Here is a 13,867-nt window from a genome sequence, read left to right on the forward strand (position 1 = left end):
TTGACCTTCCGTCGTGTGTTCGCGGTACGGCGGCGGGGCCGCTCAGCGCGCCGTCGTGGAGTCCGCGGCCGCCATGTGCTCGGTGATGGCCCGGATCACCGCGTCCCCTTGGGAGTTGAGGTAGAAGTGGCCGCCGGGGAACACGGTCATGTCGAACGGTCCGGTGGTGTGCTCCGCCCAGGACCGCGCCTCTTCCGGGGTGACCTGGGGGTCGCTGTCGCCGATGAGGGCGAGGACCGGACAGCTCAGGAGCGGGCCGGGGCGGTAGCGGTAGCTCTCCACGGCCCGGTAGTCGCTGCGGATGACGGGCAGGATCATGCGCAGCAGTTCCTCGTCGGCCAGGATCCGTTCGTCGGTGCCGTTCAGCCGCCGGATCTCGGTCATCAGCCCCTCGTCGTCCTGCAGGTGCACCAGGTCGGGAGCGGACCGGACACAGGTCGGGGCCCGGCGGCCGGAGACGACGAGTCCCCGGGGTGCCCTGCCCTCGGCTTCGAGCAGGCGGGCCGCCTCGAAGGCGACCATGGCGCCCATGCTGTGCCCGAAGAGGGTGACGGGCCGGTCGAGCCAGGGGGCGAGCGCGTCCACGGCGGCGCGGGCGAGCGCGTCGATGGAGTCGAGGAAGGGTTCGCTCCGGCGTTCCTGGCGTCCGGGGTACTGCACGGCGAGGACGTCGGTGTCGCCCGCCATGGCCCGGGCCACCGGTACGAAGTACGGGGCCGCGCCGCCGGCGTGCGGGAAGCACACCAGCCGCCGGGAGGCGTCGGGCGCCGACTCGTACCGGTGGATCCACTTGGCGGTGTCTACTTCGCCCACGCCGGCTGCTCCCGGATAGTGAGGACGGCGGAGGAGCAGACCCAGCCGGGGCCCTGCGAGGTCACCAGGACGTGATCGCCGACCGCGACCTCGCCGGTGCGCACCGCGTGCTCCAGGGAGATGAGGATGTCGGCGCCGCCGGCGTGTCCGACGGAGGCTCCGTACTCCCAGATCAGCCGGTCCTCGGGAATGCCGAGCGGGCGCAGCAGGGCGTGCTCGATCATCCGCTTGTCCACGTTGATCGTGATGACCTTGGAAATGTCGGCGGCGGTCATTCCGGCGTCGATGATGGAATCGTTGATGACACCGAGGTCGAATTTCGTGAACGTCTCGAAGAGCTCGGCGAAGCCCATGACATTGTCCACGAAATACTGCGACCGCTCCCCCACGTTGAAATACTTCCGGGGATTTCCGTCGGGCGGCAGCAGGGATTCCTGACCGCGGTGCCACTGCTCCAGGCTGTGCAGCGTCCCGGAATTCATCGACCGGACCTCGGCGAATCCGCCACGGCCGTTCACCACGGCCGCCAGGGCACCGTCCGAGTAAAGGGACGAGGTGCCGAAATCACGCCAGCGGTTGATGAGCGGGGAGCTGAAGTTCGTGGCCGTGGTCAGCAGGACGTTCTGCCGGCGGGCGACGCCGGTGATCTGTCCGGCGGCCGTCTCCAGCGCGCCCAGCACACCGTCGCAGCCCTGCTGGACGTCGAGCGAAGGGATGTGGCCGGCGCCCAGCTCACGCAGGATGTAGCCGGGTGCGTACGCGCCTTCGGGCACCTGGTAGTAGACGCTGCCGTGGATGTGGGAGTCGATCGCCGACAGGTCCACGCTGGAGCGCTCGACGGCGCTGCGGGCGGCCAGGACCGCCATGTCGACGGCCGGCGTGTCCCCGGCCACGTGCGTGCCGGTCAGGCCGGCCGCGGTGAACTCGCCGCGCTCGTAATCCCCCGGGCCCTCCGCGTCGGCAACGGACACCCATTCCGAGAGGTGCACGCCGAGCGAGTCAATGTATACCCCGTTTACCTGCATCGCGGAAATCCCTTCACGCCCCCGTCTTTACCGACCACTACCCAATTACAGCGACAATCTCCATGTCAAGCCGGGTCGACGGAACATCGCCCCTCCCACACGTGATGTGCATCACACCTGAATTTTGGCAGTACGGTACTCATATACCTGCACGGTTTTTTCACCGACGGAGGAATGATGAACGCTCGCATTGCGCCCGGTGCCGAGGTCGACGAAAAGGCGACCGTGGGCGACGGCACGTCCGTCTGGGGCACGGCCCATATACGGGAGGACGCGGTGGTGGGCCGCGACTGCTCCATCGGGCGGGGCGTGTACATCGGGCCCGGCGTCACGGTCGGGGACAACTGCAAGGTGCAGAACCACGCCCTGGTCTACGAGCCCGCCGTGGTGGAGGACGGCGTGTTCATCGGGCCCTCCGCCGTGCTCACCAACGACCCGCACCCCCGTGCCGTGACCCCCGCCGGTGCCCCGAAGGGGCCACAGGACTGGACCCCGGTCGGGGTGACCCTCCGGCACGGCGCCTCGGTCGGCGCCCGCGCGGTGTGCGTGGCGCCGGTGACGGTCGGCCGCTGGTCGCTGGTCGCCGCCGGCTCCGTCGTCACCCGGGACGTGCCCGACTTCGCCCTGGTGGCGGGGGCGCCGGCCCGCCGCGTGAAGTGGGTCGGGCGGGCCGGCGTACCCCTGGAGGACGAGGGGAACGGCCGCTTCCGCTGCCCGAGCACAGGCGAGCGGTACACCGAGCGCGACAGCGACACCCTGGTCCCCGACGGGGAGGCGGCACCCCACGACGGCCCCTCCGGCGACTGACGGCGCACCGCGCCGTGTGACGGCCACGCCCGCTACGACGCCCACCGCGGCCGCAGCGGCTGCGACGGACGCGGTAGCGGGGGTGACGGGCGGGGCGGCGCCTGGGTCCGGGGCAGCGTGTTCAGACAGGCCAGCAGGGTGCGGGCCTGCACGCTGACATAGTGCTCGTGCCGCAGCAGACCGCTCAGCTGCGGCACGCTGAACCAGGCGAAGTCGGCCGGGAGTTCGGCGGGCAGCGTCGCGTCGGCCGCCACGATGGTGTAGCGGGCCACCGCGTCCAGGAACCGTCCGCCCTCCTCGGAGTGCACGGTGTCGTAGCGCACCAGCGCCGGGTCGGCCGACAGTACCCAGTCCAGCAGCGGCGGCCGGTCGGCCGGGTCGTAGTTGTCCGGCACGCACTGCACGGTGGGGCCCAGCTCCACCACGCCGTGGAAGCCGGGCTCGGCACGGGCCCGCAGCAACACGTGCGGTACGCCGCCGAACTCCCGTGTCACCAGGGCGACCACACCCGGCCCGCGCGGCGCGAACAGCGGCTGGTGCCAGCTGTTCACCTCACGGCTGCCGGCCCGCACGGACACCGCGACCACGCTGAAGTACCGGCCGTCCGGACGGGCGATCTCCTCCGGCCCGCGCAGCCACCCCTCGGCCTCCGTCTCCCGCAGCGGAATCCGGCTCACCTCGATGTCGCGGGTGGCGCGCTGCCCGGTCAGCCAGCCCAGCAGCTCGGCGGTCGGGGTGAGCGCCTCGTCCCCCGGCGCCGACGGCCACAGGAACGGGGCCAGGCAGGACAGCACCGTCCGCGAGTCCATGTTGATCACGTTGTCCCGGCCGAGCAGCTCGTGGATCTGGCCCAGGGTCAGCCAGCGGAAGTCGTCCGCCAGGGGCACCTCGGCGTCGGCGTCCACCTCGACCACCATGTTGCGGTTGCGCTTGCGGTAGAACCAGCTGCCGTGCTCGGACTGCAGGACGTCCGCCACCACCCGGCCGCGCAGCGGACCGGCGAAGTACTCCAGGTAGCGCACGGGCGCCCCCTTGTGCACGCCCGTGAAGTTGCTGCGGGTGGCCTGGACGGTCGGCGACAGCTGGAGCAGGTTCGGGTTGCCGGGCTCCATCTTGGCCTGCATCAGGAAGTGCGGCACCCCGCCGAAGTCCCGCATGAGGATGCCGAGGATGCCGATCTCCGGCTGCCTGATGACGGGCTGGCGCCACCGGCCGGTCTCCGTGCTCACCCGCAGTCCCTCGACGGTGAAGAACCGCCCGCTGCGGTGGGCGAGGTTGCCGGTGGCCTCGTCGAAGCTCCAGCCGTCCGCCTCGGCGAAGGGCACCCGCTCCACCTGGAAGGGATGAGCCTGCCGGCGCTCCTCCAGCCAGGCCTCGGCCTGCGCCGTCGGCAGCATCGTCCCCTCCCGTTCCCGCGCCGACCGCGTGAGCCGGGCGGACAGGTCGGGGTCCTCGCAGCGGTGCAGCGCCGCGGGAGGCGCCGGGGCGGTCACGCGGCCACCCCGTGGTCGGCGACGGACGTCTGCCACCAGTCCGGGTTCGTGCGGTACCAGTCGACCACGCCGGCCAGGCCCTCCTCGAAGGGCACGCGCGGGGCGTAGCCCAGCTCCTGACGGATCTTGGTGTCGTCCAGCGCGTAGCGCAGGTCGTGGCCCTTGCGGTCGGTGACCTGCCGCACCTGGTCGGGCGAGGCCCCGCACAGCCGCAGCAGCAGGTCGGTGATCTGCCGGTTCGTCCGCTCGGTGCCGCCGCCGACGTTGTAGACCTCGCCGGCCCGGCCGCGGGTGAGGACCAGCTGGACGGCCGCGCAGTGGTCACTCACGTGCAGCCACTCACGGACGTTCGAGCCGTCGCCGTACAGCGGGACGGTCTCACCGCGCAGCAGGCGGGTGACGAACAGCGGAATGAGCTTCTCGGGGTGCTGGTGGGTGCCGTAGTTGTTGGAGCAGCGGGTGACGGACACGTCCAGGCCGTGGGTGCGGGCGTAGGCCCGGGCCAGCAGGTCGCTGCCCGCCTTGGACGCCGCGTAGGGCGAGTTGGGGGCCAGCGGCCACTCCTCCGTCCACGCGCCGGACTCGATGGAGCCGTACACCTCGTCGGTGGAGATGTGCACGACCCGTTCCACGCCGGTGTGCAGGCAGGCCTCCAGCAGGGCCTGGGTGCCGACGACGTTGGTGCGCACGAACACGGAGGGGTCGGCTATGGAGCGGTCCACGTGGGACTCGGCGGCGAAGTGCACCACCGCGTCGTGTCCGGGCAGCAGGTGCCGCAGCAGGTCGGTGTCGCAGACATCACCCTGGACGAAGTCCAGCCGGTCGTGCCGCTCGGGCAGGTTGGCCCGGTTGCCGGCGTAGGTCAGCTTGTCCAGCACGGTCACCGACGCGTCCTCGTAGCCGGCGTAGCCGCCCGCCAGGAGCGTACGGACGTAGGCGGACCCGATGAACCCGGCACCGCCGGTCACCAGCAGCCTCATGCGGCCACCTCCACGCGCGCGTGGTCGCCGACGATCAGCCGGTGGGATCCGTCGGTCTCGGCGGCGCTGACGCTGGCCTCGCGGCCGATGATGGAGCCGCGGACCGACGTGACACCGCTCATGCTGGCCCGTTCCAGCACGATGGTGTCGCTCACCTGCACACCGAGCAGCCGGCAGCCCTCGCCGATGGAGGTGTGCGGGCCGATCGAACTGCCCTCCACGACCGCGCCGGCGCCGACGACCGCCGGCCCGGTGATCCGGGAGCGGACGACCCGGGCGCCCTCCTCCACCACGACGGCCCCGATCAGCTCGCTGTGCGCGTCGACCTCGCCGTCGACGGACGGCTTGAGCCGGTCCAGGAGTTCGCGGTTGCAGGCCAGGACGTCGTCGATCTGCCCGGCGTCCTTCCAGTAGCCGTGGTAGGTGCTGGCCCGCACCTCCGCGCCCTGGGTGACCAGCCACTGGATGGCGTCGGTGATCTCCAGTTCGCCGCGGGCGCTGCTCTCCACGGCGGCCACGGCCTGGTGGATGGCCGCCGTGAAGAAGTACACGCCGACCACCGCCAGGTCGCTGACCGGCTGATCGGGCTTCTCCACCAGCCGCAGCACCCGCCCCGTGCCGTCGACCTCGGCGACGCCGAAGGCGCGGGGGTCGGCCACCTTGTGCACCACGAGCTGGGCCGCGGGACGCCGGGCGCGGAACTCGGCGGCGATGTCGTCCACGCCCTCGGGGAGCAGATTGTCCCCGAGGTACATGACGAAGTCGTCGTCGCCGAGGAACTCGCGGGAGATGGCGACACAGTGCGCGAGCCCGCGCGGGGCGTCCTGCGGGATGTACGTCAGCCGTACGCCGAACTCGGTGCCGTCGCCGAGGTACTGGCTGATCTTCTCCGACCGCTCGCCGACCACGACACCGATCTCGGTCACGCCCAGGCCGCGCAACTGCTCGATGACGTGCAGCAGGACGGGCTTGTTGGCGAGCGGCATCAGCTGCTTGGGCATCGAGTGGCTGAACGGCCGCAGCCGCAGCCCCATGCCACCGGACAACACCAGTGCTTTCACCGGGGACTCCTTATCGAAGCGTGGGGTCACAGCGTCTTGAGGACGTCGCGCAGGGCACCGATCACGGTGTTCTGGAGGTCCACGGGCAGGGAGGGGTACATCGGCAGCGAGAAGATCTCGTCGGCCAGCGCCTCGGTGACCGGCAGGGCGCCCTTGCCGTAGCCGAGGTGCTCGAAGCCGGTCATGGTGTGCACCGGCCACGGGTAGCTGATGTTGAGGGAGATGTCGTACTCGCTCTTCAGGCGCTCGATGATGAGGTCGCGCTGCGGGTGGCGGACGACGTACACGTAGTACACGTGCTCGTTGCCGGGGTTGGTTCCGGGCAGCTGCAGGCCACCGGGGCCGGTGAGGTCGGCCAGGCCCTCCTCGTAGCGGCGGGCCACGGCACGGCGGCCGGCGATGTAGGTGTCGAGGCGGGTCAGCTTGCGGCGCAGGATCTCGGCCTGCACCTCGTCCAGGCGGCTGTTGTGGCCGGGCGTCTGGACGACGTAGTAGACCTTCTCCATGCCGTAGTAGCGCAGGCGGCGCAGGGCGGCGTCGGTGCCGGCGTCGTCGGTGAGGACCGCGCCGCCGTCCCCGTAGGCGCCCAGGACCTTGGTCGGGTAGAAGCTGAACGCGGCGACGTCGCCCATCGTGCCGGCGAGCCGGCCGTGGTGGCGGGCGCCGTGGGCCTGCGCGCAGTCCTCGACCAGGGCGAGGCCGTGCTCGGCGGCGAGGGACTCCAGGGGCGCCATGTCCACGCACTGCCCGTACAGGTGCACCGGCAGCAGGGCCTTGGTGCGCGGGGTGATCGCGGCGGCGACCTGGTCGGTGTCCATCAGGTAGTCCTCGGCGCGGATGTCCACGAAGACGGGCGTGGCACCGGCGCCGGCGATGGCCACGACGGTGGGGGCGGCCGTGTTGGACACGGTGATCACCTCGTCGCCGGGCCCGACACCGACCGCTTCGAGAGCGAGCTTGACGGCGTTGGTGCCGTTGTCGACGCCGGTGCAGTGACGCATGCCGTGATAGGCGGCGAACTCGGCCTCGAAGCCGCTGACGCTCTCGCCGAGCACCAGGCGTCCCGAGGAGAAGACCTTCTCGACGGCGTCGAGGATGTCGGCGCGCTCGTCCTGGTATTCCGGAAGGTAGTCCCAAACGTACGTGGTCATGCGGGTGTGACTCTCCAAGCCTTGAGGGGTGGGGGGTGGGTCAGGCGGCCGCGGCCACCGTGGTCTCGATGAGGTCGCAGGCCGTGTCCACGCCCCGCTCGGCGCGCACGCGCTCGCCGATGAGGGCGGCCCGTTCGGCGGGCCGGGGGTCGTCCAGAACGGCCGCCACGGCCTGCCGCAGCCGCTCGCCGGTCATCCGCTGGAACGGCACCGGGGCCGGCGCGACGCCGATCTCGGCCAGCCGGGCCGCCCAGTACGGGCCGTCGGCCCAGCACGGCACGGTCACGTGCGGCACACCGGCGCGCAGCGTGTCGGCGGTGGTGCCGAAGGCCGCGCCGTGGATCACCGCGGCCGCCCTCGGGAAGAGCCAGCCGTAGTCCACTTCCTGGACCCGGAACACGTCGTCGGAGGCGGTGCCCTCGGGCCCGCCCACCACGACCAGGCGCCGCCCGGCGTGCCGTACCGCGTCCCGCACGGCGTGGAAGGTCTGCTCGCCGTACACCGGCCAGGCGCTGCCCAGGGCGAGCACCAGCGGCCGGGAGCCGCTGTCGAGGAAGTCCGCCAGCCCCGCCGGCGGCTCCTGCTCGGGGCGTTCCCAGACCCAGTAGCCCGTGACGTGGGCGCGGGCCGGCCAGTCGGCCGGGGGCGGCATGAAGGCGGGGCTGTACGGATAGAGGACGGGGTGCTCGACGGCGAGCGTGCCCATCGGCGACTTCTTCAGCGGCGCCAGCCCCTGACGGGTGCGGACCTTGTTGACGGCCGGGCGGTGCACGGCCCACTCCAACTGGGCGGACATGGCGTGCGTGAACCGGGTGTAGGCGGGCCCGAGCGGCAGGTCGGGGGTCTTGTACGCGCGGAACTCCCGGGTCGGGGTCATCGGCCACCAGTTGACGGTGCCCCAGGGCGCGGTGGCACCCGCGAACCCGTAGCCACGGCAGATCATCGAGGTGAGCACGAAGTCGGCGCCCTCGGCGGCCTCCTGCATCCGCTCCACGGAGTGGGCGAACTCCTCCGTGGTGGGCCGCTTCATGACCAGCGCGGTGCGCAGCGACGAGGCGCTCTTGCGGATGGCCCGGATGACGTCGGGGTCGGCGAAGTGGTCGGCCGCCTTTCCGGGTATCTCGCGGAACTCCAGGCCGGCCAGCTCGACCATCGCCTTGAAGTCGGTCGACGTCGCGACGCTGACGTCGTGTCCGCGCCGGCGCAGGCCGATGCCCAGCGCCAGGAACGGATGCACGTCACCGCGGGTTCCGAACGTCTGCAACGAAACCTTCACTGGACCTCCAGCACGTTTTTCCGGTACCACCGCGCGGTGTCCCGCAGGCCGTCCGTCAGCGGGCGCGGCGTGAAATCGACGACCTTGTGGAACCGCTCCAGATCGAGCGCCCGCCGGCTCGCCCCGACGGGCTTGTCGGGGGCGAACCGGATCCGGTCCGGGTCCTGACCGGCCGCCTGGGCGACCAGGAACGCCAGATCCCGGATGGAGACCGGCTCCGGCGTCCCGATGTTGAGCGCCGGATACTCCCCGGAGCGCACCATGCACAGCACCGCGCGCACGAGATCGTGCACGTGGATGAAGGTCCGCAGCTGACTTCCGTCGCCCCAGACCTCGACGTCCTGCCCGGCGGCGAGCCGCATCAGCATGTTGGGGATGACGTGGTTCGTCGTCGTGGCGAAGTCGTCGCGCGGCCCGTACACGTTGGTGGGGCGCGGCGTGTAGATGTTCATGCCGAACTGCGTGCGGTACAGGTCCGCGAGCACCTCGGTGAACATCTTCGACATCCGGTAGCCGTTCGGCGAGAACTCCATGTGCCGCCGGTGGTCGTCCTCCTCGCGCGCGGGCCGCGTCTCGTCGTACGCGTAGATCTCGGCCGAACTGATCAGCACCACGTCGGGCACCGCCCGGTCACGGGCGAGGTTGAGCACGTTGGAGACGATGCGCATGTTCTCGTCCAGCATGCGGCCCGCCTCCTGGAGCAGGAACTGCATGTTGCCGTCGAGGGTCGCGCAGTTGACGACCATGTCGAGCGCCGGGACCGTGTCCGCGGCCGCCCGCAGCGCCCGCTCGTCCAGGACGTCGACCCGCAGGGTCGTCAGCGCCTCGGTGACGGGCAGCTCGGCCCGTACCTCCGGGTGGTCCCGGCGGTACAGGCACAGCACCCGTGCGCCCAGGCCCAGCAGCTCCTCCACGAAGTGGGACCCGATGAAGCCCAGTCCCCCGGTGACCAGGACCGTGCGGCCGGCCCAGTGTCCCGCCGCCATCTCAGACCCGCTCCGCGTACGCCTCGATCGCGTCCGCCGCCGCGGCCGCGCCGCCGCCCGCGCGGGCGTGCCCGGCCATGGCGGTCACTCGCTGCCGGATCCCGGCGTCCTCGGCCGCCGTCAGCACCGCCTCGCGCAGCGCCTCGGGGGAGGCCTCCTGACGGGCGACGCGCACACCGAGGCCCAGCTCCGCGATGCGCCGCGCGGTGAAGTCCAGCTCCACCGACTGCGGCACGGCCACCAGCGGGACGCCGGCCGCGAGCGACTCCATCGTGGAGCGGATGCCCGCGTGCGTGACGAAGACCGTGGCGTGCTCCAGCACGGCACGCTGCGGCACCTGCCGGTGCACCTCCCAGCTCTCCGGTACGGCGCCCAGCTCGGCGGCGTCGACATGCTCGCCGGTCGCCATCACCACGTGGAAGGGCAGGTCGGCGAAGGCCTTCAGGCAGGCCCGGTAGAAGTCGGGCCGCTCGTTGAACAGCGTGCCGAGAGCGATCAGCAGCACCGGCCCGGCATCCTGCGGCGGCTGCCACGAGGCCGCCTCGCCGCCCACGGTCGCCGCGGGGCCCACGAAGACGTACCGCTCGTCGAAGGTGTCCGCGGCGGGCTGGAACTCCCTGGCCACGAACACCACGTTGAGGTCCTCCGGCACACCGAGGATGTCGCCGGGGCCCGGCACGGACAGACCGTGCCCGATGCGGAACTCGGCCAGTTTCATGCCGAATTCGAGCAGCGCCGGGTGCTGCGGGTCCATCGCGGGGAATTCCTGCGCCAGCGCCGCGAGCACCGAGAAGTGCTCGTTGGAGGCGAGCATCGGGACCAGCTGCGCGGCCGGCCTCTCCCACTTCTCGGCCAGCACCCGGCCGGAGAAGTTCATGAGGGTGTCGTAGACCACCACGTCCGGCCGGTCCCCGGCCAGTTCCCGCTCGGCGGCGGCCGTGACCGCCACGTTCTCCCGGAGCATCGTGAGCGGTCCCGCCGCCATCTCGTCCGCCGACATCTCCGGCGGCACGCTGCGCTCGGCCGGCCAGACCGACTCGTACGTCACCACGCGGGCACCGGTCGCCGACACGGACGGCGCGAAATGCTCGGTGGTGACATAGGTGACCCGGTGTCCGCGGCCGACGAGGTCGGCGACGACGGGCAGGGTGTGGTTCACATGCCCGTGGTACGGGGCTCCGAGAACGGCGATGTGCTTGGTCACAAGTCCTGACTTTCGTTGGGCGTTTGCTTCGCTTGCTACGGACACTCGACGGGCGCTCAGCCCGCCGCGCCGTTCGCGGTGATGTCGGTGAGCCATTCCTCGACCACGCCGGCGGTGTCCCCGGCATGGTCCTCGACGATGCTGAAGTGGTTTCCGGGCACGTCCCGCGCGGTGTGGCCGAGCTTCCAGTCGACGCGGAGCATCACCGGGTCGTCCTCCTCGGCTCCGGACGCCGACGGCATCGGTTCGGTGGCGCGCACCAGCAGCGTCGGCGTCTTGACGGGCTCGGGACGCCAGTCGGCCAGGAGCCGGTGGTAGCCGCCCATGGCGGTCAGCCGGACGTCGTTCATGATGCCGCCGCCCAGTTTCCGCTCCCGGTCGAAGGCCACGCCCAGCATCGCCGCGCCGACCTCCGCGTTCTCCGCGTCGTCCTCGGGCCACGGCACGTCCAGCAGCACCAGGGCCGCGGGCTGGATGCCGAGGGTCTCCAGACGCGCGGTCACGGCGTGCGCGATCTGCCCGCCCGCGGAGTGCCCCACCAGCACGAACGGCTCCTCACCGGCGACGCGGCGCAGGGTCTGCGCGTGCAGTTCGGTCAGCGCCGCCATGTCGGCGGGGATCCGCTCGCCGGGCAGGTAGCCCGGCTGGGGCAGCACCGTGACGTCCCGGCGGCCACGGAAGCGCTCGGCGAAACGGGCGTACTGCTGGGGTCCGGCGGTCGCCACCACGGCCGGCAGACAGAACAGCCGGGGCCGTTGCGCGCCCGTGGCCAGCGGCACCGGTTCCGGCGCGTGGCCCGCGGCCGACGCGACGTCGAAGGCGTCCCGCAACCGGGAGGCCGCCATGATCAGCTCGTTGCCCGCGACATGCCGGCCCTCGGCGAACGACTGCCGGAACATCGCCTCGATACCGCCCGGCGCCTGCCCGCCCTCGGCCGACGCACGCGTCAGCTCCCCGCGCAGATGGGCGGCCACGGCGGCCGGCCGGGTGTGCTCGAACAGCAGCGACGCCGGCAGCCGCAGCCCGGTGGCCGCGTTGAGCCGGTTGCGCAGCTCCATCGCCATCAGCGAGTTGAAGCCCAGCTCGAAGAAGCCGCGCCGCGCCTCCACCGCGTCCGGACCGGGAAGCCCGAGGACCACGGCCGCCTCGGCCTGCACCAGTTCGGTGAGCACCCGCACCTGCTCGGCCTCCGCCAGCCCGGCCAGCCGGACCGCGAGCCCCGGCTCGCCCGCGTCACCGGCGGACACCGCGGTGCGGCGCGCCGGAACGGGACGCCGGACCACGGTACGCACCGGAGCGGAGCCGTCCGGACCCATCCGCCCGTCGAACTCCTCGGACCCCTCGAACTCCGCGAACTCCGCGAACTCCGCCGGGTCCAGGGCGGTCAGCGTCATCAGCCGTACCGTCGCGACGGCCGCGCCGCTCGGGTCGGCCAGCTCGACGGACACGCCCTCCGGCCGCCCGCCGCCGATCCGCACCCGCAGCCGCTCCGCCCCCACCGCGTGCAGGACGACGTCCCGCCAGGCCGTGGGCACCAGCAGCCGGTCCATGTCCTCGCCGCCGTCCGCCACGCACCGCGCGGCCTCGACGGCCGCGTCGAGCAGTGCCGGGTGCAGGCCGTAGCGGGCCGCCTCCGCCCGCTGCCCCTCGGCCAGGCTCACCTCGGCGAACACCTCGCCGTCGGCGCCCCGCCACAGGGCGTCCACCCGGTCCGTCTCCACCCGGGTCGCCCCCGCCGGGGGCCAGGCGGCCGGCTCCCACTGCGGCACCGGCGCACCGGCCTCCACCAGCAGCCCGGTGGCGTGGCACGCCCACGGAGTGCCCGGGAGAGCGTCCTCGGCCCGCGAGTGGACGCCGAAGACCCGCCGCCCCTCCGGGTCGGGCTCGGTCACCCGCACCCGCAGCTGCACGGCGCGCCGTGCGGGCAGCACCAGCGGCTCCCGGAGCGTCAGCTCCGCCACCGTGTCGCAGCCGACCTGGTCGCCCGCGTGCACGGCCAGCTCCACGAACGCCGTCGCGGGCAGCAGCACGCTCCCGCCCTCGCCCGCGAGCCAGGAATGGGCCTGCGCCGACAGGCGTCCGGTCAGTACGACCCCTTCCGCCTCCGGCAGGTCGACCGCCGCCCCGAGCAGCGGATGCCCGGCCGGCAGCACCCCGACGGCTCCGACGTCACCCGCGGTCGAGGGGTCGACGGTCAGCCAGTAGCGGCGGTGCTGGAAGGCGTAGGTGGGCAGGTCGGTGTGGTGGGCGCCGGTGCCGGTGAAGGCCTGTGCCCAGTCGACGTCGACGCCGTTGACCCACAGCTCACCCAGAGAGGTCAGGAAGCGGTCCAGGCCGCCGTCGTCGCGGCGCAGGGTGCCGGTCACGGCCGCGTCGTCGGCGGTGTCCTGGATGCTCATCGCGAGCACCGGGTGCGCCGACACCTCCACGAACACCGTGTGGTCCTGGTCGGCGAGAGCGCGTACGGCGTCCTCGAAACGGACCGTGCGACGCAGGTTGCGGTACCAGTACCCGGCATCCAGAGCCTCGGTGTCCAGCCAGTCAGCCTCGACCGTGGAGAAGAAGGGGACGGTGGAGGTCTGCGGGCCGACCTCGGCCAGGACCTTGGCGAGGTCGTCCTCGATCCGCTCCACGTGAGAGGTATGAGAGGCGTAGTCCACCGGGATACGGCGGGCACGGACCTCGTCGGCCTCGCAGGCGGCGATCAGCTCGTCCAGGGCGGCAGGCTCACCAGCGACCACGACCGAGGCCGGGCCGTTCAGGGCGGCGATCTCCATACGACCGTCCCAGGCGGCGATCCGATCGGCGGCCTGTTCCGCGCTGAGTGCCAGGGAGACCATGCCACCGTCACCGGCCAGGCTCGCCGCGATCGCCTGCGACCGCAGGGCCACCACACGGGCGCCATCGCGCAGGGTCAGCCCACCCGCGACACAGGCCGCAGCGATCTCACCCTGCGAGTGACCCACCACAGCGGCCGGCTCCACACCGTACGAGCGCCACAGCGCGGCCAGCGACACCATCACCGCCCACGACAGCGGCTGCACCACATCCACCCGCTCCAGCGACGGAGC

General features: G+C 72.2%; 11 protein-coding genes. 1 reads left to right on the forward strand and 10 read right to left on the reverse strand.

Features of this window, described 5'->3' with window-relative positions; translation table 11 throughout:
• Positions 1–42: 42 nt before the first annotated feature.
• Positions 43–813, reverse strand: a complete 771-nt coding sequence (locus tag ACZ4U1_RS37450) for a thioesterase II family protein (RefSeq protein ID WP_467908635.1) — start codon at positions 811–813, stop codon at positions 43–45.
• Positions 801–1,802 (reverse strand): 3-oxoacyl-ACP synthase III family protein, encoded by a 1,002-nt coding sequence (locus tag ACZ4U1_RS37455; RefSeq protein WP_467908636.1) that lies wholly within the window; start codon positions 1,800–1,802, stop codon positions 801–803. Before ACZ4U1_RS37455 ends, ACZ4U1_RS37450 begins: the two co-directional genes overlap by 13 nt.
• A 213-nt stretch (positions 1,803–2,015) precedes the next feature.
• On the opposite strand from ACZ4U1_RS37455, the gene ACZ4U1_RS37460 reads away from it, so the two are divergent.
• On the forward strand, positions 2,016–2,645 hold the full coding sequence (locus tag ACZ4U1_RS37460) for an acyltransferase (protein ID WP_467908637.1): 630 nt from the start codon (positions 2,016–2,018) through the stop codon (positions 2,643–2,645).
• Positions 2,646–2,677: 32 nt separating this feature from the next.
• Here ACZ4U1_RS37460 and ACZ4U1_RS37465 read toward each other — a convergent pair whose 3' ends face one another.
• From ACZ4U1_RS37465 to ACZ4U1_RS37500, 8 genes are all read right to left on the reverse strand, one after another.
• Positions 2,678–4,138: an NDP-hexose 2,3-dehydratase family protein gene (locus tag ACZ4U1_RS37465; protein ID WP_467908638.1), complete on the reverse strand. Its 1,461-nt coding sequence runs from the start codon at positions 4,136–4,138 to the stop codon at positions 2,678–2,680.
• The gene (gene rfbB, locus ACZ4U1_RS37470; protein WP_467908639.1) at positions 4,135–5,118 is read right to left on the reverse strand and encodes a dTDP-glucose 4,6-dehydratase; all 984 of its coding nucleotides are present in this window, start codon (positions 5,116–5,118) and stop codon (positions 4,135–4,137) included. The genes ACZ4U1_RS37465 and rfbB overlap by 4 nt, the downstream gene beginning before the upstream one ends.
• A complete protein-coding gene (locus ACZ4U1_RS37475) occupies positions 5,115–6,179 on the reverse strand; it encodes a glucose-1-phosphate thymidylyltransferase (protein ID WP_467908640.1) in 1,065 nt (354 codons plus the stop codon). The genes rfbB and ACZ4U1_RS37475 overlap by 4 nt, the downstream gene beginning before the upstream one ends.
• A 26-nt stretch (positions 6,180–6,205) precedes the next feature.
• Entirely contained in the window at positions 6,206–7,330 is a 1,125-nt protein-coding gene (locus ACZ4U1_RS37480; protein WP_467908641.1) for a DegT/DnrJ/EryC1/StrS family aminotransferase, read from the reverse strand.
• 40 nt (positions 7,331–7,370) lie between these two features.
• The gene (locus tag ACZ4U1_RS37485; RefSeq protein WP_467908642.1) at positions 7,371–8,594 is read right to left on the reverse strand and encodes a glycosyltransferase; all 1,224 of its coding nucleotides are present in this window, start codon (positions 8,592–8,594) and stop codon (positions 7,371–7,373) included.
• 8 nt (positions 8,595–8,602) lie between these two features.
• A complete protein-coding gene (locus ACZ4U1_RS37490) occupies positions 8,603–9,592 on the reverse strand; it encodes an NAD-dependent epimerase/dehydratase family protein (RefSeq protein WP_467908643.1) in 990 nt (329 codons plus the stop codon).
• Between the two features lies 1 nt (position 9,593).
• Positions 9,594–10,796: a macrolide family glycosyltransferase gene (locus tag ACZ4U1_RS37495; protein WP_467908644.1), complete on the reverse strand. Its 1,203-nt coding sequence runs from the start codon at positions 10,794–10,796 to the stop codon at positions 9,594–9,596.
• Between the two features lie 56 nt (positions 10,797–10,852).
• Positions 10,853–13,867: acyltransferase domain-containing protein (locus ACZ4U1_RS37500; RefSeq protein ID WP_467908645.1), on the reverse strand; the 3,015-nt coding region annotated here is incomplete at its 5' end.

This window comes from Streptomyces sp. NPDC028928 (genome assembly GCF_055564915.1).